We start from the raw sequence: 21,582 nt of genomic DNA on the forward strand, positions 1-21,582 counted from the left end.
CGTCATGGGTCGCGAACAGCAGAGCGAGATCGCCTTTCGGATCGTCATCGAACAGCCGGTGCCTGGCGTGCTTCACAGCTTGCAAGGCAAGGACGACGGGCCGCTCGATCCCAAAGCGTCCCGCATGGGTGAAGCCTTGGCCTTCGATTTCTCCGTGCGCGTCGGCCCGGGTCCCAAATTCTTCGGCGACCAGGTGCGGCGCGAGGGGCCGGAGCGCCGGTTCGTCTATATTCGTGTCGGGCAAATGGCGGGTGACGCGGCTTCGCCTTGGTCGCGGCGGATGAAGATCGACATACATGATATCGATCAGGAGCTGCTCGACGCGGCCGCGAAGGATATGCGGCCCATCGAGATTGCGATCATTGGCACGGGTAAGGATGGCACGCCCGCGTGCGCGACGGTGCGTCCGACGATGCGGCGCATCGCCTAGCAGAGCTCGTATCCTGTTCCGTCCCGTCAAGCGGCGTGTCGCATGGTCCCGAGCTTGGCCGCGCCGCTCGCCAGCAGCCGCTCGATTTCGTCCGAGGTCCGCCGGACAGCGAGTTTCAGCGCTTCATCGATGTGGACATAATCCTGGGTCACATTCTGCGAAGCATGTCCGAGCATTGCGCGGATCGTGAGTTCCGAGAATCCCAAATCTCCCGCGACGCTTCCGAAGGTGTGGCGAAGCGTATGGGGCGTCACACCCTCTATACCTGCCAAAACGCACACGCGCCGGAGGCACTCGCTAACCGCCGTGAAGGGACCGTCGCCGATGGTCGAGGGAAACAGGTGCGGATTGCCCGCAATCTCTGCCTGGTCTTGCAGAACCCGCACCGCGGCCGGACCGATCGCTCGAATCTGTGCGCCGCCCTTCGTGTCGGGAAAAGCAACATAGCCGGCATCGGGATGAAGCCAGCTGCGGCGCATCGCTTGCCCTTCTTCCCGGCGATAGCCCGTCAGCAGCAAGGTGCGCAGGACGCCGAGAGCGACCGGATTCTCGCCGCTCGCCTCGGCATGAGCGATGGCCTTCCCCATCATCTCGATTTCAGCGACGCTGAGGCGCCGCGTCTTCTTTTTGCTCGCGAGCTTCTTGGCCCCGAGGGTCGGGTGTACTTCGAGCAGACCCTTGTGCTTCGCGTGACCGATGATCGCCTGAAGCGTGCCGAGGCAGCGGCCCGCCACGCCGGGCCCGCCCGTTGCCATGCCGCCTCGCCCTCCCGTTCGGGGTTTGGCCGTCTTCCCGTTCTTTACGTCGGATTGCATCTGCTCGACGTCGGCGATCCGGAGATGCTTCACGATGCGATTGCCAAGCAGGGGTACGATGTGGGTTCGAACCCGGCTCTCGTCCATATCGAGCGACGACGTTTTGATGGGAAGATTCTTGCGGCCTAGGATATTCCCGGCGCGAGCTTCCTCCAAATACCAGTCGCACATCTCCGCTACGGTCATTCCCTTGCGGACCTGCCTGACCTTGTCGGCGGGATCCTCGCCGACGATGACCTCGGCCAACTTGAGCTTTGCAAGATCGCGGGCCGTATCGACCGTCAGCACGCCGAACCGGCCGAGGTTCATCCGGCGTTTGATACCCTCGGCATTGCGATATTGAACGACGAAAGTCTTGAGCCCCGAAGGGAGCACCCTCAGGCCGAAGCCCTTCACTTCGCTATCCCAATAGATGAGCTGCTTGCTGTCTGGCACGGCAAGCGCGTCGATCGCCCGTTTGGTCAGCTTGCCCGTCGGCATCATGTCTCTCCTGCTGGAGACAAAACCAAAACCGAGCGGCTTTGTCTCCAAATTGTCTCCTGCAACCGTCAAACTGGAGACAAAATTAGGATACGAGAGGGCAGAAAGAAAATCAAGAAATATAGGAAATATAGGGTTTTAGGATAGCATAGGAAGCTCTAGGAAAGCCCGAAGGTCAAGTTGCCAAGGTTGGGGTCGAGGGTTCGAATCCCTTCGCCCGCTCCAGTTTTTCCAAAACCGAATGCCGACTGGCCTTGCGCTGCGGGATCGATGGCATGGCTTTGACTGGCGACAGCCCGTTACACGGCTTGCACCGTCACCCCCGGGTTCGGCATCGCCAACACGCTCCCGACCGCGAGCATCATCCACACGATAAATCACCCACGCCCGGTTCGATCGTCGCGCGCGTCGCGCGGCGCGGCTAGCGACGCGCGGCGGATGGCGGGGTGCGCCGGGGTGAATGGAGGATGCGAATGGAACCGACCGCTAATCTGGTCGCGGCGCTTTGGGATCGCGAAATGATCCGCGATTGCCTGTATCGCTATTGCCGCGGGATCGACCGCACCGACGAGGCGGCGTTGCGGTCGGCCTATTGGCCCGACGGCACCGAAGATCATGGTGCCTATCGCGACAATGTGACGCTGAAGGACTGCCTTGAGCATCCTATTCTGGAGATTACCGAAACGGGCATCCGGACCGCCGAGGGCGAGGTCGAGGTCGACATCATTATCGCCGCGATCGGCTATGACGCGCTGACCGGCGCAATGCTGTCGATCGATATCCAGGGCCGCGACGGTCGGAGCCTGAAGGACAAATGGGCCGAGGGCGGGCGCTCGCATCTGGGCCTGATGATGGAAGGTTTCCCCAACCTGTTCATTGTCGCCGGCCCCAACGGGCCGTCGGCGCTGGCCAATTTCATCCTGCTCAACGAACAGAATGTCGATTGGGCCTGCGACTGTATCGCCCATTTGCGCGCCAACGGGCTGCGCACGATCGAGGCCGATGGCGATGCCGAGGAGGGTTGGATGCGCAAGGTCACCGAACTGGGCTCGCGGTCGCTCTATCCGACCGCCAACACCTGGTACACCGGCGCCAATGTGCCAGGCAAGCCGCACAACTTTCCGGTCTATATCGGCGGGCTGGGCCGGTATCGCGAAATCTGCGGCGACGCGGCGGCCGAGGGCTATCGCGGCTTTCGCCTGGAGTGAAGCCGGACGCTGTCGGCGTCGCTCGCGCAGCTAGCGGGTGATCACGTCGCCCGACATCGGCGCCAGCTTGCCGAGGAAGCGGTTCTGCGCCGCGAAGCCGATCTTTTCCTCGCGCATCGCGGCCTGCAGATTTTCGACCAGCGCATTCATGTCGCGCATCCGCACGCCCATGTCCTTGTGAGAGCTGGCCATGTCGCGGCCGCTGTAATCGCAGCCGGCGTTGAGGATGTAGCAGAACTGTTCGAACAGGGTGCGTTTCAGCCGCACCATGTCATGCGCCTTGAAAATCTCGGCGATGCGCGGGTCGGCCTCGGACAGCTCGACGGTGCGGTGGGCGATGCGCCGGATGCCGTCCTGGCCCCCAAAGGCAGTCGCCATCGCGTCGCCCGAAAACGGGGTCGCACCGGCGTTGCGGTTGTCTTGCACATAGGGATCGACGGGCAGTTCGCCGGTCGCCGGATCGCGCACCTTTTCCTCGACGCCGAACTCCTTGTCCCAATCGACGGGCGGTTCGGCGGCAGGCTGCATCATCAGGGCGGCGGCGAGCAGGAACATCAGACGATTCCTTAAAAGGCGATTTGCGCGGAGAGGAACCCGCCGCGTTGTTTGTCGAAGGTGGCGATAGAACCCAGATCGACATAGGCGGCGGTGACGGTGAGATGGTCGGTCAGCGCATAGGCCGCGAACAGATCCCACCAGTCATCCTCGCGCGCGATCGCCAGATTGTCGGGCTTGCTGCGAAATTCGGCGCCGATGACGGCGCGGCGCGACAATTGATACGCGACCGATCCTTCGAACTGGAGCCGGTGACTGTCGTCAGCGGGCGTGCCAAAGCCGAGCAGGCCGGCCTGGTTCGCCTTGGTGAGACGCGCCGTGGCGTTGACCAGCACGCTGTGGGTCAGGAACAGCTTGGTCGCGCTCAGCGTGATGTCGGTGCCGCTGCCGTGCGCGGCGCCGACGGCGCGGGCGACGGGGGCGTCAAGGTTGCGCTTGTGCTCGACGCCGACGCTGATCTGCGGGAGCAGCGCGTCACCATAAACGGTATCGCCGACGAGGCGGACTTTGGCGCCAAAAATATCCTGGTTCAGCACATAGCCGCGGCCGAGCCCGAGGGCCGTGCCGACGTCGCGGGTGTCGAAATTTTGCCGCGCATAGCTCAGCTCGACGCGGTTCGCGATGCCGATGGCCATGCCGTGGCTCTGCCAGCCATAGTCGGGCAGTTCGATCAGCGTGACATGCCCCGACAGGCCGACGCCGCGGTCGGTCGCGCGCCCGGCGATCGTCGACCAGGTGGCGAGCCCGCCGCCGCTGGTTCCCTCGATCGTCGCGACGCCGTTGGTGAGCAACAGTTTGGCGCCGTCGATCAGGGGCGCCTCTTCGGCGGCGGCCGGGGTCGTGGCGCAGGCGAGCGAAAGCGCGGCCAGCAGGCGGAGAAGGGGTTGGTCCATACCGGTGCAATCTCACCAAGAGGCGAAGATTTCGTTAACCATGCACTTGAAAAACTTGAGGGAATATTAAACTCTGTGCCGTAGCCGGACAGGATGAAGGGACCAGTTTTCATTCTGACAGCGAGCGCGCTGGCGGCCCCACTTGCCATGGCTTGGGCGGCGGCACCCGCGATGGTGCAGGTCCAGATCGTCGATGAGCGCGGTGTCCCGGTTCGCGATGCGGTGGTCGAACTGATCCCCAATGGTGGCTGGCGCGGCGGCGCGATCCGGTTTGGGTGGAAACCCGCCATGGCACAAAAGAGCGTCGCCTTTGTCCCCGGCACGCTGATCGTGGCGCGCGGCAGCGCGGTTGCTTTTCCGAACCTCGATAGCGTTCGGCACAGCGTTTACAGCTTTTCGAAAGCGGCGCGGTTCGAGATCGATCTGTATGGCCGCGACCAGACCCGTTCGCACAGCTTCCCGGTCGGCGGCACGGTGGCGCTGGGTTGCAACATCCACGATCAGATGCGCGGCTATATCCGCGTCGTCGACACACCCTTTGCCGCCAAGACCGACCAGAATGGCCTGGTTCGCCTGTCGGGCATGGCGGCGGGCGGCTATCAAATGACCATATGGCACGCCCGGGCGCGCACGCCGGGCGGCGAGTTGAAACGCGCGCTCGCGGTCGGCGCCGGAACGAATAGCCAAAAAATCGCGGTGAAGCTGCGATGATGGTGCTGTCCGCTTGGCCCAAACGCTTGCGGTTTCGCTCGCTGAAGCTGCGGATCGCGGTCGCCTATGCGGCGCTATCTGCGGCGATCCTGGCCGCGATCCTGCTCCTCGCGGGCAATGGTATCGGCCGTTTTGGCGAAGCCAGCGCCTCGCGCGACCTGGCCGCCAACGCGCGGGTGTTCGACGAGATCATCGACCTGCGCGCGCAGCAGATGCGCGGATCGGCCGATGTGCTGTCGCGCGACTTCGGCTTTCGCGAAGCCGTTGCGACCGGTGATCAGGCGACGATCGACAGCGCGCTGGTCAGTCTGCGCGAACGCTCGCGCAGCGCCGCGGCGTTCGTTGTCGGCTTTGATGGCGCGATGATCGGTTCGGCGACGGCGGGGCTGCCCGCGTCGGGTGATTTGTGGGACGCGCTCGACGGCGGTCAGGATCATGGCATCATCCAGATCGGCGACAAGTTGGCGCTGGCCGCCGCATCGCCGATCGAGGTTCCCGATACGATCGGCTGGCTTGTCCTTGCCCAACCGCTCGACGCCGCTGAAATGCGCGGCCTTGCCAAGCTCGCGGCGGTCGACATCCACGCGCGGGTGCTTCGCGCGTCGCGGCTTCCCGCCGCGCTCGCCGCTGCGCCGTCGGGACAAGTCGTCGAAAGCGGCGACCGCGAGCGGGTTCTGCATCATGTGACCGCGCTGCCCAGCTTGCAGGCGGGAATCCGCCCGCGGCTGGTGCTCGACCACTCGCTCAGCCAGGCGCTGGGCGAATATTCGGGGCTGCAATGGCTGCTCGTGGCGCTCGCCGTGGCGGGGGTGACGCTGATCATCGTCCTCAGCTGGCGTATCGCGCGCACCATCACCCGCCCCCTGAGCGCGCTCGATAACGCGACGCGCCTGATCGGCGAAGGCAAGGACGCCGCGGTCGAAGTGACCTCGGACGACGAGATCGGCCGCCTTGGCGCGAGTTTTAACACGATGGTCGCCGCGATCGCGGAACGCGAACGCCAGATCACCCATGTGGCGCTCCACGATGGCCTGACCAACCTGCCGAACCGCAAATTGTTCGTCGAACAGCTCGATCATGCGCTGGCGCGGCGGCGGGACGACGCGCGGCTGATGGTCGTCTATGTCGATCTCGACGATTTCAAGGTCGTCAACGATACGTTGGGGCATCCGGCGGGGGACGCGCTGCTCCGCAATGTCGCGGCGCATTTGCAGGGCGTGCTGGGCGATGCCATCGTCGCGCGGCTCGGCGGCGACGAATTCGCGATCCTGTTCAGCGACCTGCCCGGCAACGAAAATCTCGCCGCGCTCGCCGACAAATTGCAGGGCTGTTTCGACCGTTCGATCCTGATCGACGGGCAACAGGCCGATGCGTCGGCCAGCATGGGGATCGCGGTCGCGCCCGATGACGGCGTCGATGGCATCACACTGATGAAAAACGCCGACCTGGCGCTGTATCGGGCCAAGCGTGACGGCAAGGCGACGCATCATTTCTTTGAACAATCGCTCGATGAACAGGCGCGTCATCGCCGCCAGATGGAACTCGACCTGCGGCTGGCGATCCGCGACGGCGGGTTCGAACTATATTTCCAGCCGCTTTACAGCATGCACGAAGAACGGCTGATGGCGTTCGAGGCACTGATCCGCTGGCCCCACCCCGACAAGGGCATGATCAGCCCGATGGAATTCATCCCGCTAGCCGAGGAAACCGGGCTGATCGTCCAGATCGGCGAATGGGTGATCCGCGAAGCGTGCCGGCAGGCGGCAACGTGGGACGGCGATTTGTCGGTCGCGGTCAATATTTCACCCAAACAATTTCTCGCCCCGGGGCTCGCCAATATCGTGCTGTCGGCGCTGGCGTCGTCGGGGCTGCCCGCCAACCGGCTCGAACTGGAAATTACCGAGAGCATCTTTATCGCCAATGTCGAAAAGACGCTCGAAACCTTGCATAGCCTGCGCGCGCTGGGCGTCCGCATCGCGCTCGACGACTTCGGCACCGGCTATTCTTCGCTCAGCTATCTGCGCTCTTTCCCGTTCGACAAGCTCAAGATCGATCAGAGCTTTGTCCGCGACCTGACACAAGGCGGCAACGCCAATGCGGTGATCCGCGCGATCACGACGCTGGCCGACGCGCTGGGCATGGAAACGCTGGCGGAGGGGGTCGAGGACGAGGCGCAGGCGGAAATCCTGCGGCAGGAGGGCTGCCACCAGATCCAAGGCTATCTGCTCAGCCGCCCGATCGACGCCAATGCGGTGCATGTCTTTATTGCGGAGATGGGACCGGAAACCGATCGTGAGCGGCTCAGCGCCTGACGGCCATCGTTCGCCCGGGCCGTGAAAGGGCGAGGGTCCCGCCGATCGTGTCGGCGAGACCCTGCACCGGATAATCAGCCGTTCAGGCGATCCTTGACGGCCTTGGCCGGACCAAAGGTCAGCTTCTTGGCGGCCTTGATCTGGATCGTCGCGCCGGTCGACGGGTTGCGGCCTTCGCGCGCCGGAGTAGCCTTGACCTTGAACTTGCCAAAGCCGTTGACCGATACTTCGTCACCCTTGGCGGCGGCATCGCCGATCGCGGCGAAGACGGCGTCGACGGCCTTGCGCCCGTCGGCCTTGCTGAGGTCCAGCGACGCGGCGACGGCGTCCGACAGTTCGGCGTGATTCATAAATTCTCTCCTGGTTTCGGCCGAGCGATTCCCGGCCAATGCGCTGCCATAGCCGCAGGATACGCCGTTCGCCAAGAGCCCGTTTTTCGGGGGGTCGCGCCGCGAAAACTCGCCTTATCGCGCGATCGACGGCGTTTTGAGGGTCAGCGGGAGTCCGGCGGTGAGCAGCACGACCTCGTCGGCGACGGCAGCGACCGCCTGATTGAGCTTTCCCGCCGCGTCGCGGAAGCGCCGTGCCAGCGCATTATCGGGCACGATGCCCAACCCGACTTCGTTGGACACCAGGATGATATGGCCGGTGAACTGATTGATTATATGACATAATTCAGCTTCGGCTTTGCCAAGGTCGGCGTCGGCGAGCATCAGGTTCGACAGCCACAAAGTGAGGCAATCGACCAGCACCACCGCGCCCGGGGCGTTCAGCGCGCCAAGCACCGCAGGCAGGTCGCGCGGCGCTTCGACGGTGGACCAGCGCGCGTCGCGGTCGGCCCGATGCCGTGCGATACGGCTCCGCATTTCATCGTCGAACGCGTCGGCGGTTGCGACAAAATGATGGCGGCCCGCCAGCATTTCGGCGCGCGCCTGCGCCTGGCGGCTCTTGCCCGAGCGCGCGCCGCCGAGCACGAACAGGCGGGTGGCGGTCATGCGCGCACCCCGGCTAGGGCCAGCAAGCCGTCCAGATCGACGTGCTGCGCGAGTTCGGCGGCGATGGCTTCGAGCGCCGCATCGACATCGGCGGCATAATCGGCCCCGCTGCCCGCCACGTCGATACGGGCGAGCAGCGCGCGGCGCAGATCTGCCGAGGCGAACAGGCCGTGGAGATAGGAGCCGATCACCCGGCCACCGTGGCTGACCGCGCCGTCGCGAGTGCCGTCGGCGAGCGTGGCAAAGGCGTGCGCTGTGCCGGGGCCGCGCGTTTCGCCCATATGCATTTCATAGCCCTCCATGGCCGCGCCCAGCGCCGATCCGGTAACGCGGCGCAGCGTCTTGGCGGGCGACAGGACGGTTTCGACATCGAGCAGCTCCAGCCCCGCGACCGCCGCCGCCGCACCCTCGGTCCCCAGCGGATCGGCGATGCGCCGCCCCAGCATCTGATACCCGCCGCACAGCCCGATAATCATCCCGCCGCGCCGGTGATGCGCCCTGATGTCGATGTCCCAGCCCTCGGCGCGCAGCGCGCCCAGATCGGCGATCGTCGCTTTTGATCCGGGCAGGACGATGACCGCCGCCTCGGCGGGGATCGGCCGCCCCGGTGGGACCATCACCACCTCGACGCCGGGTTCCAGCTTGAACGGGTCGAGATCGTCGAAATTGGATATGCGCGGCAGGATCGGACAGGCGATCATCCGCCGCCCCTCGCGCGGGTCGGCGGGGCGCTCAAGGATGACCGCATCCTCGCTCGGCAATCGCGCCGCGGCGCTGAGCCACGGAACGACCCCGAAGCCCGGCCAGCCGCTGCGCCGCTCGATCTCGCGATAGCCGTCGTTGAACAGCGCCGGATCGCCGCGAAACTTGTTGATCAGGAAGCCGCGGATCATCGCCGCATCGTCGGGGTCGATCACTGCGAGGGTGCCGACGATCGCCGCGATCACCCCGCCGCGGTCGATGTCGCCGACCAGCACGACAGGGACGTTCGCCGCGCGGGCAAAGCCCAAATTGGCGATGTCGCCGGCGCGCAGGTTGATCTCGGCGGGCGACCCCGCGCCCTCGACGACGACGATGTCGCATTGCGCGCGCAGCCGGTCATAGCTTTGCAGCACTTCGGTCAGCAGCGCGCCGCGCGCTTCGCGAAAATTGCCGCTGCCCAGCGTCCCGCGCACCCGGCCATGAACGATCAGCTGCGACGTGCGGTCGGCCTGCGGCTTCAGCAGCACCGGGTTCATGTCGCTGTGCGACGGCGTGCGGCACGCGATTGCTTGCAGCGCCTGCGCGCGCCCGATCTCGCCGCCGTCGATCGTCACCGCGGCATTGTTTGACATATTCTGCGGCTTGAACGGGCGAACGATCAGCCCGCGATTGGTAAAGGCGCGGCACAGCCCCGCGACCAGCACCGATTTGCCGACGTCGGAGCCGGTCCCCTGAAGCATCAACGCAGCCATAGGGTCACTCCTGCGATCAACCACAGGATCAGGCAAGCGCGCAGATAGATCGTCAACGCCCGGTCGATATCACCGGCATCGGCGTCGACACGACCATCGCCGATCCACGTCTTGTCATGCATCACCTCGTCATAGGCGACCGGACCCGCCAGTCGCAGCCTCAGCGCCCCCGCCATCGCCGCCTCGGGCCAACCAGCGTTGGGCGAGGCATGGCTGCGCGCGTCGCGGCGCATCACGCGCCACCCGCCGCGCCCCGCGAGGCAAATCAAGGCGCCCGCCAGCCGCGCCGGAATCCAGTTTGCGGCATCGTCGGTCCGCGCCGCGGCCCAGCCGAAGGCACGCCAGCGATCCTCGCGGTGGCCGATCAGGCTGTCGGCGGTGTTGATCGCCTTATACGCCCACACGCCGGGCAGGCCGAGGAGGAGCAGCCAGAACAGGGGCGCGGCGACGCCGTCGCAGAAACTTTCGGCCAGGCTTTCGATGGCGGCGCGGGCGACGCCGGGTTCGTCCAGCGCGGCGGTATCGCGGCCAACGATCCGACCGACCGCGATGCGCGCGCCGGGCGGGTCGCTGGCGTCGATCCGCTCGCCGACGGCGCGGACATGGTCGAACAGGCTGCGCTGCGCCAGTGCAGGCCAGGCAAGGATGGCGACGCCGATCCAGCCCCAACCGTCTAGCGCCCTCAGCAGCCAAGTATGCATCGCCCAGGCCGGACCGATGGCGACGGTCAACAGAAGCAGCAGGGTGAAGATGCCGAGCGCCCGCCGTGTCGCAAAGCTGCGGGCGGGTTTGTTCCACCGCGCCTCGCAGTGGTCGATAATCCGCGCGAACAGCCCGACTGGATGCCCGATGCGGCGATAGAGGGCCGCGGGCCAGCCCAAGGCAGCGTCGAGCACCAGCGCGGCGAGGGCGACGGGTTCAGCCATCGGCCAGCGCCGCATCGAGCCGTGCCAGCGCATCGGCATCGGCGGGCAGGCCGATCCGCAGCCAGCGCGGCTGGTTGGCAAAGGGACGGGTCAGGATCGCGCGCCGCGCCAGCCGTTCGAACAGCACGTGCGCGTCGTCGGCTTCGATCAGGCGGAACAGCGGGCAGGCGCCGATAGGCCGATAGCCGTGGCGCCCCAGCGTCGCGTCGAGCGTGGCGGCGTCGTGCGGCAGTCGCTCGCGCGTGGCGGCGATCCAGTCTTGGTCAGTATAGGCATCGAAGCCGATTGCGATGGCGGCCGCCGACAGCGGCCATGCGCCCAGCCTTTCGCGCAGCGCCGCAATGATGGCTAGCGGCGCGATGACGAAGCCTAGCCGGACCCCCGCCAGCCCGAAAAATTTGCCGAAAGACCGGAAGACGATCAGCCGCTGCATGTCGCTGACCAGCGACGCCATGCTTGCCACCGGATCGGCATCGGCGAACGCCTCGTCGACCAGCAGCCAGCCGTCGCCGCGTCCGCGCAACAGCACTTGCATTGCGGCATGGCGGATCACCCGGCCATCGGGATTGTTGGGGTTGGCGATGATCAGCGTATCGCCGTCGCCGACGGCATCGAACAAGGTCGCCGTGCTACCCGCGATCATCGCGCCATGGGTGCGATAAGCGGGGACCACATGCTGCGCCGCGCCGCCGACCAGCGTGCCGACCAGTCGCAACCCGATCTCGCTGCCCGGCACCGCGCAGATATGGCGCGGATCGACACCGAAACAGGACGCGGCGGCGGCTTCGAGTGCCGCTAACGCTTCGGAGTCGGGCAGCCGCCGCCAGTCGAACGCCATGTTGGCGGCGCTCGGCCAGGGATGCGGGTTGATCCCGGTCGACAGGTCGATCCAGTCGCTGCTGCCGAAATGGCGCTGCGCCGCGACCAGCCCGCCGCCGTGCCACATCCATGGGACGCTCATCCGCTATGCACCAGCAACAGCGCCGCGGCGAGCAACAGGCTTTCGCCGATCTCGATCCCCGCGCCATGGCCATCGCCCGAAATGCCGCCGATGCGGCGCACCAGCCACCAGCCCCAAAAGGCGAAAATCAAGGGAGCGGCCAATAGCGAAGGCGACAGCCACCCCGCTGCGAGTAGCAGCACGCCCCAGATTGCGAGATCGAGCGGACGCACTGCGCCGCGGAATCGCGACCCCAGTCCGGCGTGCAAATCGGGCATTGTGCGCGACCAAAGCAGCGGGCCGATGCGGCCCGCAAAGGGGATCAACGCGATGGCGACGAACGCTTGGTCGTCGATCAGCGCGTGGAGCAGGACCAGCTTGGCGATCAGTTGCAGCGCGATGGTTACCACCGCGAAGCTGCCGACATGCGGGTCGGCCAGCACCGCCAGCAAGCGTTCGCGATCCTCGACGGCGGACAGCCGTCCGCGGGCCTTATGCGCCGCGCCGCCGGCGTCGGCGATGTCGCCCAGCCCGTCGAGATGTAGCGCGCCGGTGACCGCGACCCACATCAGCAACGCGAACAACGCGCCCGTCCACGGATCGATTTGCCCGCCGACCCAGCCTGCGACCGCGACGAGCGTGCCGATGATCAGCCCGACCGCAGGAAACCAGCGCATCGATGCCGCGAATTCGGCGCTCGACACTGTGATCCGCGGGGTCGGCAGGCGGGTGAGGAACTGGATCGCGATCAGTAGCCCCTTCATGCCGTCAGTCCGACGATTTGGGCGCTGATCGGTTCGCCCGGCCAGATGGTCAGTGACAGCCGCGCCGCATAGGGCAGGTCGAACGCCCACAGTTGGCGTTGCTCGAACCCGCATAGCCTGTGCAGCGCGGCGCGCATCGTGCCGCCATGGGTCACCACCAGCGTCGGTACGGGCGGCAGGTCCGCGATCGCCGCTGCTACCCGTGCGACCAGCGCCGACCAACGCTCGCCGCCCGGCGGGGGATGGGCCTCGGGGTCGTCCCAGAACCGCCCCAGCGCACCCGGATCGACATCGCTGCTCGCCAACCCGTCCCAATCGCCGAAATCCAGCTCGCGCCAGCGCCGGTCGATGACGAGCGGCAGGCCCAGCGCTGCGCCAATCGCCTCTCCCGCTGCGCGGCTGCGGCGCAAATCGGACGCGACAATCCGTTCGATGCCCAGCCCCGCCGCCTGCGCCTCACACGCGGCGATCCCCGCCGGCGTCGGGATGCCATCGGTGCGGCCCATCAGCAGCCCCGGCGTTTCGGGTGCGCCGTGGCGCAGCAGGTGGAGCGCAAAGCCGCTCACAGCGACGCCGACACCTGCGCCTCGGCAAAGGTCGCCATCTGGTCGTGCGCGGCGAGCGCGCTGCGGATGATGTTGGTCGCCACGGCGGCACCGCTGCCCTCACCCAGCCGCATGCCCAGCGACAGCAGCGGGTCGAGCCCGAGCAGATCGAGCAGATGCCGGTGGCCCGGCTCGGCCGAACAATGACCCGCAATGCAATGGTCGGCGATCGCGGGGTTGTCCGCGGCGAGCGGGGCGAGCGCCGATGTGCAGATAAAGCCGTCGAGCAGCACCGGCACGCCGATTTGGCGCGCGCGCAAGACCGTCCCCGCAATCGCCGCAATTTCGCGTCCGCCAACGCGGCGCAGCGTTTCGAACGCCGACATCGGCGCATCGGCGTGAAAGGTGATGGCGCGCGCGACCACATCGGCCTTGCGCGCGATGCCATGGCCGTCGATCCCGGTGCCGGGACCGACCCACGCCGCCGCGTCGCCGCTGAAACTGCGCGCGCACAGCGCCGCCGCCGCGGTCGAATTGCCGATCCCCATCTCGCCGAGCACGATCAGGTCGAGATCGGCGTCGATGACCGCCGCGCCGCGGTTCAGCGCATCGAGGCATTCGGCTTCGCTCATAGCCGCCGCCACGGTGAAATCGGCGGTCGGCCGGTCGAGATCGAGCGCGATGACCGTCAGTTCGAGCCCCGCCGCAGCGGCAAGTGCATTGATCGCGGCGCCGCCACTGGCGAAATTGGCGACCATCTGCTCGGTCACGCTCGCCGGAAAGGCGCTGACGCCATGCACGGTGACGCCGTGATTGCCCGCAAAGATTGCGGCGCGGGCGCGATCGATCCGCGGCCGGGCGCGGCGCTGCCACCCTGCCATAAACACTGCCAGTTCCTCCAGTCGCCCCAGCGATCCGGCGGGCTTGGTTAGCTCGCCTTGCCGCACGCGCGCGTCGGCGGCGGCATGCGGGTCGGGATTGCCAAGGTCGGCGAGCGCCGCGGCGAACGCCTCGACGGAAACAAAAGCGGTCATTCGGCGATATGTCCTGCTGGCGGCGAGCGGGTGATGAAATGGCCTTTGACGCCCTCGGGCCACAGCGCATAGGCGACGCGGCCATCGTCGCTCGCGGCATAATGCACCGCATAGTCGAGGATGGCGCGCGCCGCGTCGGCGTCGGCATTGAACCGGCCCAGCACATAGCTGATCTTGTCGGGCGCGCGCAGATGGACGGCGCAAAACTCCTGACACGCGAACAGACAGGGCATCTGCTGCACCGCGATCCCGGCGTAGCGCGGGTCGGCCGCCTTCGCGCCCTGCAACGCCTCGACCAGCCGCGCGCCGCCGCGCACGCCGCCGGCATCGACCGGCGCCGCGGCGCTGTGGCGGCAGCTGTTGCAGACCACCACCGCCGGTCCCGGATCGACGCGGGTCAGCATCAGACGATGCTTGCCGCGGGCTGCGGCGGCGCCGGAACGCCTGCCGCGACGAGCGCGCGATAGAGCGCATATAGTCCGATCAGGATCGCGCCGTTGCGGACAAATTGTTCGACGAGCAGGTCGGGCGCCATCGCGGTGTGCAACCCGCCGAGCACTAGCGCCCAGCCGACGATGATTCCCTTGAACGCGGTGAAACCCGCCGCATAAGCAAGGCTCAGCCGCGCCGCGACCGACCGGTAATTCAGCGCCCGAACCGCGGCATAACCCGCGAGCACCGATCCCACCGCCGCGGTGCCGAGCGCAAAGCCCCACGCCAGGGTGCTGCCGTCGCGCGGGTAGCCGAGCACGAAGAACCCTACGCACTGGCTCGCGAGCCACGCGAGCAGCATCAGCGCCACGCCCTCGCGGCGGCGCATATGCACCGCCGCGAGGGCCGCGAGCGCGGGAAAGGGCGTCGCGCAGGCGAGCGCCAGCGTCGTCGCGGTGCTCGCCGCGGTCAGCAGCGCCACCCACAGCGCCGATGCGCCGCGACTCGACAGCGCGGCCATCAGAAGCGCCCCCGGATGCCGGTATAAACGCTACGTCCCAGCGAACCGTAACGGAATGCGGTCATATATTGCTCGTCGAAGATATTTTCGGCGCGGGCGAACAGCTTGACCCTATCCGACAGCGCGAACTCGGCGCGCAAATCGACCAGCGTATAATCGTCGAGCCGCGTCGCATTGCTCGCATTGTCGAAACTCTTGCCCGACCAGCGCACGGCCGCTCCCAGGCTGAGCCCGAAGTCGAAGGCGTAATTTGCCGAGGCGTTTGCCGTGTCGCGCGGCCGCCGCGGCAGCCATTTGCCGAAATTGGCGGTGCCGGGCGAGCGATCCTCGGCGACGACCCAGCTGTAATTGCCGTCCACCGTCAGCCCGCCGAGAGTCAGCGCCGCCGATGCTTCGATGCCATGCGCTTCGGCGCGCGCAACATTGAGATAATAGCCGAAGCGCCGCGCCGCCGGATTGCCGGGAACGAAACACAGCGGATCGGTGGCGGTCGCCGAACAGCTGTTGAAGATGATCTGGTTCGTCGTCGTGCGGTCGAACCAGGTCGCCCCGATGACCAGCTGGCGACCGAGCAGATGTTGTTCGATGCCCGCTTCCCAGCCCTTGGCGGCTTCGGGATCGAGGCTGACGTTGCCGAATTCGCTGAACAGCTGGAACAGGCTCGGCGCCTTGAAACCCTCGCCATAGCTGGCGCGCAGCACGGTATCGGTCGGCAGCCGCCACACGCCGCCTGCTGCGAACAAAGTCTGTCCGCCATAACGGTCATGGTCGTCATAGCGCACCCCGCCATTGAGCGTCAGCCCATCGACCGGTTCGACGCTCAGCTGGCCATAGGCGCTCGTGATTTCGGCCTCGCCGCGCGCGAACGCAGGCAGCGGGGTCGACAACGATGCCGCGGGCGACCGGCTGCGAAAATCGGACCGCTCATTCTCGGCCCCGAAGATCGCCGAAATGCGGTCGCCGACCGCGAAACTGCCCTGATATTCCCAGCGTTTGTTGCGGCCGTCGGCCTCGAAACTTTGCGGCCGGGCGCGGGTCGGGTTGAAATTGTCGCGGTTGGTGTCGGTGTAGCCGTAAGCGATGCGGTTCTGGAACCGCCCATCGGCGAGGGCGAAATTGACCCCCGCATAGCCGACGAACTCCTTGTTCAGCCCATAGTCGGCGCTGTCGGCGTTGAAGCCGTCGAATTGCACCCGTCCGCTGGCATAAGTGCCGCGAACCTCGACGCTGACATTGTCGGCGAGCGCCAGTTCGGCGCGGCCCGACAGAGTGTGGTTGCGATAGCCGTCGCGTTCGACCCCGCCGAACGCTCTGGCGTGCGACGAAATGCCGTCGGTGGTGAAGCGCTGGCCGCCGATCCGCCAGCTGAGCGGGCCGGTCTGGCCACCGATCGCGGCGCGCGCGCTGACCGTGTTGCGCGATCCCGCTTCGATGTCGAAACTGCCTTCAAGCGCCTTCTCGGGCGATGCGGTGACGATATTGACCACCCCGCCGATCGCCTGGCTGCCCCACAGGATCGACTGCGGCCCGCGCAGCACCTCGATCCGCGCGATGTCGCCGACCAGCAAATTGGTGAAGTTGAAGCCGCCGCCGGTCGACGACGGATCGTTGAGCTTCACCCCGTCGATCACGACGACGCTATGGTCCGATTCGGCGCCGCGGATACGCAGCGATGTCGATGTCCCATAACCGCCGTTACGCGAGATGCTGATCGCCGGGGTGCGGAGCAGCAGTTCGGTGACGCCAATATCCTGCGCGCGGTCGATCGCGGCCTTGTCGAGCACCGCGATCGCGGCGGGAATTTCGTCAAGGGTCAGCGGCGCGCGGGTTGCGGTGACAATGATGGTCTCGCCGTCGGCGGCGACGGCGTGCGCTGCCTCGTTGGCAAGCACGGGGGAGGACGCCGCCAGGACGGCGAGCGAAACGGAAACACGAAAAATGCGATTCATCTTGGTAACCTTGTCGACAACACCGCGCGCACGCGGGATCGCTGTCTGGGCCACCGGGCGCACGACAACGTCCCCGCGCGAACGCGGTTCACTTTGTCGTCATGCGGGTTCACCCCCGTCCGCTCGGTGCACCCTGCCCGCGCGAAAGACGACGGCGACGGGCAGGTCTCCTGGCTTGCGGGTCAGCGCCGGATCGGCCGCCTTCTCGGGACAGACAGTCCCAATGGCAATTGGCCGATGGCTCGCCGCGTACAGTTGCAGGGGCAGCCGGGGTTTTCCCGTTCCCTCTTAGTCCCCGTCGCCGGGGAACCTGTCGCTTGGCGCCCGTTAGCTTGATTTCGGGGTGGCGGTCAATCGCTGCTCTCGAGGCTGCGTGGATTCAGCGTAATATCCCTCCCCCTTCATGGGGGAGGCAGTGAGACTTGGCAGCTTGCTGCCTCGTCGCAGCGGTGGGGGTGCGCCCTCGATCCGAGACGATGGCGCAAGGACGCACCGTCACCCCCATCCAACTTCGCCTAGCCACATTCGTGGCAAGGCTGCGTATCCTTCCCCCATCAAGGGGAAGGGGGGCATCACCCCGGCCCTAAAACAGCCCCGGCAGTTCGCGCTGCGCGGCGCTCGGCTCGTCGGTGACCAGCATTTCGGGCTCGGCCTGTACGCGGACATTGCTGCTCTGGGCTGCCGGACCGACGCTGGCCTCGGCGATCCGCGTCGTGCAGCTGCGGCCCGCCAGGAAATCGATCGCGGCGCGCACCGATGCTTCGCGCGGATCGCCCAGCGGCAGGGTCAAATCGTCGCCTGCGGCGCAGCTGTTGGCGATCTTCGGTGCCAGCCCGCCGTAATAGTCGCTCGCGCCGGTCGCATTGCCGGTGGCGAAGGCGACGACGCGCATCCGGTCGTCGCACTCGGCCTTGTCGAGCGCGATCTGGCCGACCGGCTTGCCAAAGGTGTTGCTGCCGACCAGCGTCATGTTGGTGCCCAGATAGGGCAGCATCGAATTGATCACCAGTTCGCTGGCCGATGCGGTGGATCCGGTGCCGATAAAGGCGATCCGGGTCGGCGCAATCGATTCGGGCTGCGGGTTAAAGAAATGGCGGTCGTTTTCGACCGACTTCGAGGCGCGAAAATTGGTCTGCGAATAAAGGTCGCTCGACGTGCGGTTGTTGCCGAGCAGGTCGCCCATCAGTTCGGCGGTCGAAACCAGCCCGCCGCCATTGTAACGGAAATCGATGATGACGTCGGTCACCCCCTGATTGCGGAAATTCAGGAAGGCGGCCCGCAATTGCGGGTTCGCCGACGAGATGAAGGTGCGGAGATTGAGGTAGCCGTAATTGCGGCCGCCCTCGGTGATGATTTTCGCCCCGTAGCGGTCCGAAATCGGATCGAGATCATAATCGGCCTTGGCGACGGTGACGTCGCGGGTGCCTGCCGCATCGTTGATCCGCAGCACGCGGGTGACGCCAGGGTCGTTCGGTCCCAGCGCATTGGTGATGCCCGCGGTGCCTTCGGCGGCGACAATGCTCGAAATGCTGCGGATATTGCCGCTGTTGCTGCCGATGCCGATAATCGCCGTGCCGCGATCGATCCCCGCAGCAAAGGCGGGCGCGGTTTCATAGGCCTCGGCGATCAGCACGCGCTGCCCCGCGGGGTCATAGGTCAGGCGGATACCGAACCCGGCGCTCGACCCGCTGGCGAAAAACGCGTTCTCCTCGGCGATCGAGGTGATGTAGGTGAAAAAGCGGTCTTTGCCGAGCGCGCGCGCCGGAGCGACCAGCGCATCGATATAGGATTGAACGTCGGTGTAGCTTGCCGGGCTGACCCCAGTGGCGACGTCGCCGGGGAACAAATACCATTCGTCGATCACCGCCTTGGCAAAGCCTTGGCGCGCCGCGAGGCCGCAGCTCGCCGCCGGGGTAGGCGAAGGGGTCGGGGTGACGGTCACCGGTCCGCCGCCACCACCGCCGCCGCTCGAACTGCCGCCGCCGCCGCACGACGCCAGCACAAACGCCGAGATGGTCAACAGGGCGATGGTTTTTTGCGACCGATGCTTCATCGATTGTCCTTGGAAATAAGCGCGATACGCTGCCGTGTCGGTGCAGATACGGCAGTCATCGCCTTATGTATGCGCGATTAAATTGCCCCGCAATGAACTTGGGCCGATGCCGGGGTCAGCGCGTGTTTTCGTCGCCGGTTTCGGCCGCATCGGCGGCGCTACGGCCCTTGAAACCCTGGGCGATCACATAGAGCTCGGGCGAACCCTTGCGGCTGGCGGGCGGCTTGGCGTGCTTGACCGTGGTGAAATGCCTTTTCAGCAAGGTCAGCAGGGTGTGATCGGCGCCGCCGGCAAACACCTTGGCGACGAACGCCCCGCCGGGCAGCAGCGTCTGCACCGCGAAATCGGCGGCGGTTTCCGCCAGCCCGATGGTGCGCAGATGGTCTGTCTGCTGATGACCGACCGTGTTCGCGGCCATGTCGGAAATCACCAGATCGGGGGCGCTGCCCAGCGCTTCGATCAGGGCATCGGGCGCCGCGTCGTCCATGAAATCCATCTCGAGGATTTCGACCCCCTCGATCGGCTCGCACGCCAGCAGATCGATTCCGGCGACGCGCGCGCGGGGGTTGGTCTTGCGCACGACCTGCGACCAGCCGCCCGGCGTGATCCCCAGATCGACGACCGCGCGGGCTTTCTTGATGAAACCGAATTTCTCGTCGAGCTCGATCAGCTTGTACGCGGCGCGCGAGCGATACCCCTCGGCCTGCGCCCGGCGGACATAAGGGTCGTTCAACTGGCGTTGCAGCCAGCGCGTCGACGACACGCTGCGCTTTTTCGCGGTCTTGACGCGGACATGCAGCCCGCCGCGGCCCCCGGTTCCTTTGGCGCCGCCGCCCTTGCTGCTCCCGCTGCCGCTGCTCATTTGCGATACTCGCGGCGGGTCACCGGTACGTCGCGCCCCTGCATCGCCAAGGTCCGCAAAATGCCCTCGCGGATGCCGCGATCGGCGACGCCGACCCGCGCCGCGGGCCACAGGTCGATGATACTTTCCAATATGGCGCAACCGGCGACGACCAGGTCGGCGCGTTCACGGCCGATGCAGGCGATCTCGGCGCGGTCGGCGATGCTGGCGTCGGCCAGACGGCGGCTGATGTCGCGCATGGCATTCGACGGCACGACCAGCCCATCGACCGCGCGGCGGTCGTAGCGCGGCAGGTTCAGGAACACGCTGGCCAGCGTCGTCACGGTGCCGCTGGTGCCGAGCAGGCGCAGCTCTTGCCCCGCAAACTGCTCGGCGCGCCCGGCAAAGGCGGCAAAGGCGGTGCGCGTCACTTCGCGCATATGGGCATAGGCGGCCTGGCGGCCCTCTAGGCTGTCGTCGGGCAACGGCGCATGTTCGGTCAACGACACGACGCCCCATGGCACGCTGATCCAATCGTGGATTTTTACGTCATGGTCCGACACATCGACATGCATCAGCTCGGTCGAGCCGCCGCCGATGTCAAAAATCAGCGCCGGGCCCTCGCCGGGTTCCATCAGGTTGTGGCACCCCAACACCGCGAGCCGCGCCTCTTCGGCGGCCGAAATAATGTCGAGCGCGATACCGGTTTCGCGTCGCACCCGATCGGCGAGTTCGGCACCGTTGGCGGCGCGGCGGCACGCCTCGGTTGCGACCGCGCGTGACAGCGACACATGGCGGCGGCGCAGCTTGTCGGCACAGATTGCCAGCGCGGCGACGGTGCGGTCCATCGCCGCATCGCTGATCCGGCCGCTGCCATGCAGGCCTTCGCCCAGCCGGACGATGCGGGAAAAGGCGTCGATGACGACCAGTTCGCCATCCTGCGGCCGCGCGATCAGCAGGCGGCAATTGTTGGTGCCCAGATCGATGGCGGCATAGCTGCGCGGCCGAACGAAATGCGCCGGGCGCGCGGCGACATCCGCCGGGTTTCGCCCTTTTGCCGCCGACCCCGTTCTGGAACCTGGCCGCGGCGGTCGCCCTGATGGCGCTGCCATTTGCCGCATGGCTAGTATGACCTGTCTCTCTCACGCATCCGCCAATTGCGGATGTGCACTTGGGCCAGAACCTACGCTTTCGCAGCGTTTTAGGCAACCCCGCGGCATCCGCCGCCGTGCAAGACAAAGAAAACCCCGCCCGGCTGGGCCGGGCGAGGTGAAGGGGGAAAGGAAATTATTGGAGGTCGGGACAGCCCTTAACGGCAGCCGTCATTCCCCTTGTCGATAGCGCGGCCGGCGATGGCGCCGACTGCGCCGCCGATGATCGTGCCGACGGCGCGGTCGCCGCGGCCGGCGATTTCATGGCCGGCGAGGCCACCGGCGATTGCGCCGATGATCGTGCCGCCGGTGCCCTTGTCGCACTGGCGATAATTGCGGTTGTTGTAACGCTGCTGGTTATAGCGACGGTCCTGGCGATAATCGCGGCGATCGGCGCGACGATCGTAACGACGGTCATAGCGACGGTCGTCGCGGTCATAGCCAACATTGTAGCTCGAGTAGCCGTCACGGTCGTAATAGCCGTTCTGTGCCGCAGCGGGAGCCGCCATGCCCAGCGTCGCGGTGGACATCAGGGCGGCGATCGAGAGGGTCACCATCTTTTTCATCGTCGTTC

22 protein-coding genes and 1 riboswitch are annotated in these 21,582 nt (G+C 66.4%); of the genes, 4 read left to right on the top strand and 18 right to left on the bottom strand.

Annotation, left to right across the window (positions count from 1 at the left end; genetic code table 11):
- The first annotated feature begins 4 nt into the window (after positions 1 to 4).
- Positions 5 to 430, top strand: coding sequence for a DUF5990 family protein (locus J2X44_RS02400; protein ID WP_011542684.1), 426 nt, complete (start codon positions 5 to 7; stop codon positions 428 to 430).
- Positions 431 to 456: 26 nt separating this feature from the next.
- Here J2X44_RS02400 and J2X44_RS02405 read toward each other — a convergent pair whose 3' ends face one another.
- Complete coding sequence (locus J2X44_RS02405; protein ID WP_120222408.1) at positions 457 to 1,725, bottom strand: site-specific integrase; 1,269 nt, start codon at positions 1,723 to 1,725, stop codon at positions 457 to 459.
- A 473-nt stretch (positions 1,726 to 2,198) separates the two neighbouring features.
- On the opposite strand from J2X44_RS02405, the gene J2X44_RS02410 reads away from it, so the two are divergent.
- Positions 2,199 to 2,933: a nuclear transport factor 2 family protein gene (locus J2X44_RS02410; protein ID WP_310087677.1), complete on the top strand. Its 735-nt coding sequence runs from the start codon at positions 2,199 to 2,201 to the stop codon at positions 2,931 to 2,933.
- 30 nt (positions 2,934 to 2,963) lie between these two features.
- On the opposite strand, the gene J2X44_RS02415 is transcribed toward J2X44_RS02410, so the two are convergent.
- The gene (locus J2X44_RS02415; RefSeq protein ID WP_310087678.1) at positions 2,964 to 3,488 is read right to left on the bottom strand and encodes a group 1 truncated hemoglobin; all 525 of its coding nucleotides are present in this window, start codon (positions 3,486 to 3,488) and stop codon (positions 2,964 to 2,966) included.
- A gap of 11 nt (positions 3,489 to 3,499) precedes the next feature.
- Positions 3,500 to 4,381, bottom strand: coding sequence for a DUF3034 family protein (locus J2X44_RS02420; protein WP_310087679.1), 882 nt, complete (start codon positions 4,379 to 4,381; stop codon positions 3,500 to 3,502).
- A 93-nt stretch (positions 4,382 to 4,474) separates the two neighbouring features.
- On the opposite strand from J2X44_RS02420, the gene J2X44_RS02425 reads away from it, so the two are divergent.
- Positions 4,475 to 5,092 carry a methylamine utilization protein gene (locus tag J2X44_RS02425; protein ID WP_310087680.1) on the top strand — a complete coding sequence of 206 codons (618 nt, stop codon included), beginning with the start codon at positions 4,475 to 4,477 and terminating at the stop codon, positions 5,090 to 5,092.
- 26 nt (positions 5,093 to 5,118) lie between these two features.
- Positions 5,119 to 7,404, top strand: a complete 2,286-nt coding sequence (locus J2X44_RS02430) for an EAL domain-containing protein (RefSeq protein ID WP_310249181.1) — start codon at positions 5,119 to 5,121, stop codon at positions 7,402 to 7,404.
- A 74-nt stretch (positions 7,405 to 7,478) separates the two neighbouring features.
- Here J2X44_RS02430 and J2X44_RS02435 read toward each other — a convergent pair whose 3' ends face one another.
- The 15 genes from J2X44_RS02435 to J2X44_RS02505 form a co-directional block, all read right to left on the bottom strand.
- A complete protein-coding gene (locus tag J2X44_RS02435; protein ID WP_137752732.1) occupies positions 7,479 to 7,754 on the bottom strand; it encodes an HU family DNA-binding protein in 276 nt (91 codons plus the stop codon).
- Positions 7,755 to 7,868: 114 nt separating this feature from the next.
- Positions 7,869 to 8,399, bottom strand: coding sequence for a bifunctional adenosylcobinamide kinase/adenosylcobinamide-phosphate guanylyltransferase (cobU, locus tag J2X44_RS02440; RefSeq protein ID WP_310087682.1), 531 nt, complete (start codon positions 8,397 to 8,399; stop codon positions 7,869 to 7,871).
- The gene (locus J2X44_RS02445) at positions 8,396 to 9,853 is read right to left on the bottom strand and encodes a cobyric acid synthase (protein WP_310087683.1); all 1,458 of its coding nucleotides are present in this window, start codon (positions 9,851 to 9,853) and stop codon (positions 8,396 to 8,398) included. Before J2X44_RS02445 ends, cobU begins: the two co-directional genes overlap by 4 nt.
- Positions 9,841 to 10,779, bottom strand: coding sequence for an adenosylcobinamide-phosphate synthase CbiB (gene cbiB / locus J2X44_RS02450; RefSeq protein ID WP_310087684.1), 939 nt, complete (start codon positions 10,777 to 10,779; stop codon positions 9,841 to 9,843). Before cbiB ends, J2X44_RS02445 begins: the two co-directional genes overlap by 13 nt.
- Positions 10,772 to 11,740, bottom strand: coding sequence for a pyridoxal phosphate-dependent class II aminotransferase (locus J2X44_RS02455; protein WP_310087685.1), 969 nt, complete (start codon positions 11,738 to 11,740; stop codon positions 10,772 to 10,774). Before J2X44_RS02455 ends, cbiB begins: the two co-directional genes overlap by 8 nt.
- A complete protein-coding gene (locus tag J2X44_RS02460; protein WP_310087686.1) occupies positions 11,737 to 12,483 on the bottom strand; it encodes an adenosylcobinamide-GDP ribazoletransferase in 747 nt (248 codons plus the stop codon). The genes J2X44_RS02455 and J2X44_RS02460 overlap by 4 nt, the downstream gene beginning before the upstream one ends.
- A complete protein-coding gene (locus J2X44_RS02465) occupies positions 12,480 to 13,049 on the bottom strand; it encodes a histidine phosphatase family protein (RefSeq protein ID WP_310087687.1) in 570 nt (189 codons plus the stop codon). Before J2X44_RS02465 ends, J2X44_RS02460 begins: the two co-directional genes overlap by 4 nt.
- Positions 13,046 to 14,062 (bottom strand): nicotinate-nucleotide--dimethylbenzimidazole phosphoribosyltransferase, encoded by a 1,017-nt coding sequence (cobT, locus tag J2X44_RS02470; protein ID WP_310087688.1) that lies wholly within the window; start codon positions 14,060 to 14,062, stop codon positions 13,046 to 13,048. The genes J2X44_RS02465 and cobT overlap by 4 nt, the downstream gene beginning before the upstream one ends.
- Positions 14,059 to 14,466 carry a DUF1636 domain-containing protein gene (locus J2X44_RS02475; protein ID WP_310087689.1) on the bottom strand — a complete coding sequence of 136 codons (408 nt, stop codon included), beginning with the start codon at positions 14,464 to 14,466 and terminating at the stop codon, positions 14,059 to 14,061. Before J2X44_RS02475 ends, cobT begins: the two co-directional genes overlap by 4 nt.
- The gene (locus tag J2X44_RS02480; RefSeq protein WP_310087690.1) at positions 14,466 to 15,014 is read right to left on the bottom strand and encodes a hypothetical protein; all 549 of its coding nucleotides are present in this window, start codon (positions 15,012 to 15,014) and stop codon (positions 14,466 to 14,468) included. The genes J2X44_RS02475 and J2X44_RS02480 overlap by 1 nt, the downstream gene beginning before the upstream one ends.
- The gene (locus J2X44_RS02485; RefSeq protein ID WP_310087691.1) at positions 15,014 to 16,963 is read right to left on the bottom strand and encodes a TonB-dependent receptor domain-containing protein; all 1,950 of its coding nucleotides are present in this window, start codon (positions 16,961 to 16,963) and stop codon (positions 15,014 to 15,016) included. The genes J2X44_RS02480 and J2X44_RS02485 overlap by 1 nt, the downstream gene beginning before the upstream one ends.
- 142 nt (positions 16,964 to 17,105) lie before the next feature.
- A riboswitch (cobalamin riboswitch) is annotated at positions 17,106 to 17,292 on the bottom strand.
- A 254-nt stretch (positions 17,293 to 17,546) separates the two neighbouring features.
- Entirely contained in the window at positions 17,547 to 19,016 is a 1,470-nt protein-coding gene (locus J2X44_RS02490) for a S41 family peptidase (protein ID WP_310087692.1), read from the bottom strand.
- Positions 19,017 to 19,131: 115 nt separating this feature from the next.
- Complete coding sequence (locus tag J2X44_RS02495) at positions 19,132 to 19,878, bottom strand: RlmE family RNA methyltransferase (RefSeq protein WP_310087693.1); 747 nt, start codon at positions 19,876 to 19,878, stop codon at positions 19,132 to 19,134.
- Positions 19,875 to 20,978: a Ppx/GppA phosphatase family protein gene (locus tag J2X44_RS02500; RefSeq protein WP_310087694.1), complete on the bottom strand. Its 1,104-nt coding sequence runs from the start codon at positions 20,976 to 20,978 to the stop codon at positions 19,875 to 19,877. The genes J2X44_RS02495 and J2X44_RS02500 overlap by 4 nt, the downstream gene beginning before the upstream one ends.
- A 188-nt stretch (positions 20,979 to 21,166) precedes the next feature.
- Positions 21,167 to 21,574, bottom strand: a complete 408-nt coding sequence (locus J2X44_RS02505; protein WP_310087695.1) for a glycine zipper 2TM domain-containing protein — start codon at positions 21,572 to 21,574, stop codon at positions 21,167 to 21,169.
- Positions 21,575 to 21,582: the final 8 nt, after the last annotated feature.

Origin of the sequence: Sphingopyxis sp. BE259, from assembly GCF_031457495.1 — a bacterium.
Classification (GTDB): domain Bacteria; phylum Pseudomonadota; class Alphaproteobacteria; order Sphingomonadales; family Sphingomonadaceae; genus Sphingopyxis.

Bases quoted from the DNA above. Each gene is read 5' to 3' on its own strand.
- J2X44_RS02400 (WP_011542684.1), top strand. From the start codon at position 5: ATGGGTCGCGAACAGCAGAGCGAGATCGCCTTTCGGATCGTCATCGAA.
- J2X44_RS02405 (WP_120222408.1), bottom strand. From the start codon at position 1,725: ATGCCGACGGGCAAGCTGACCAAACGGGCGATCGACGCGCTTGCCGTG.
- J2X44_RS02410 (WP_310087677.1), top strand. From the start codon at position 2,199: ATGGAACCGACCGCTAATCTGGTCGCGGCGCTTTGGGATCGCGAAATG.
- J2X44_RS02415 (WP_310087678.1), bottom strand. From the start codon at position 3,488: ATGTTCCTGCTCGCCGCCGCCCTGATGATGCAGCCTGCCGCCGAACCG.
- J2X44_RS02420 (WP_310087679.1), bottom strand. From the start codon at position 4,381: ATGGACCAACCCCTTCTCCGCCTGCTGGCCGCGCTTTCGCTCGCCTGC.
- J2X44_RS02425 (WP_310087680.1), top strand. From the start codon at position 4,475: ATGAAGGGACCAGTTTTCATTCTGACAGCGAGCGCGCTGGCGGCCCCA.
- J2X44_RS02435 (WP_137752732.1), bottom strand. From the start codon at position 7,754: ATGAATCACGCCGAACTGTCGGACGCCGTCGCCGCGTCGCTGGACCTC.
- cobU (WP_310087682.1), bottom strand. From the start codon at position 8,399: ATGACCGCCACCCGCCTGTTCGTGCTCGGCGGCGCGCGCTCGGGCAAG.
- J2X44_RS02445 (WP_310087683.1), bottom strand. From the start codon at position 9,853: ATGGCTGCGTTGATGCTTCAGGGGACCGGCTCCGACGTCGGCAAATCG.
- cbiB (WP_310087684.1), bottom strand. From the start codon at position 10,779: ATGGCTGAACCCGTCGCCCTCGCCGCGCTGGTGCTCGACGCTGCCTTG.
- J2X44_RS02455 (WP_310087685.1), bottom strand. From the start codon at position 11,740: ATGAGCGTCCCATGGATGTGGCACGGCGGCGGGCTGGTCGCGGCGCAG.
- J2X44_RS02460 (WP_310087686.1), bottom strand. From the start codon at position 12,483: ATGAAGGGGCTACTGATCGCGATCCAGTTCCTCACCCGCCTGCCGACC.
- cobT (WP_310087688.1), bottom strand. From the start codon at position 14,062: ATGACCGCTTTTGTTTCCGTCGAGGCGTTCGCCGCGGCGCTCGCCGAC.
- J2X44_RS02475 (WP_310087689.1), bottom strand. From the start codon at position 14,466: ATGCTGACCCGCGTCGATCCGGGACCGGCGGTGGTGGTCTGCAACAGC.
- J2X44_RS02480 (WP_310087690.1), bottom strand. From the start codon at position 15,014: ATGGCCGCGCTGTCGAGTCGCGGCGCATCGGCGCTGTGGGTGGCGCTG.
- J2X44_RS02485 (WP_310087691.1), bottom strand. From the start codon at position 16,963: ATGAATCGCATTTTTCGTGTTTCCGTTTCGCTCGCCGTCCTGGCGGCG.
- J2X44_RS02490 (WP_310087692.1), bottom strand. From the start codon at position 19,016: ATGAAGCATCGGTCGCAAAAAACCATCGCCCTGTTGACCATCTCGGCG.
- J2X44_RS02495 (WP_310087693.1), bottom strand. From the start codon at position 19,878: ATGAGCAGCGGCAGCGGGAGCAGCAAGGGCGGCGGCGCCAAAGGAACC.
- J2X44_RS02500 (WP_310087694.1), bottom strand. From the start codon at position 20,978: ATGCGGCAAATGGCAGCGCCATCAGGGCGACCGCCGCGGCCAGGTTCC.
- J2X44_RS02505 (WP_310087695.1), bottom strand. From the start codon at position 21,574: ATGAAAAAGATGGTGACCCTCTCGATCGCCGCCCTGATGTCCACCGCG.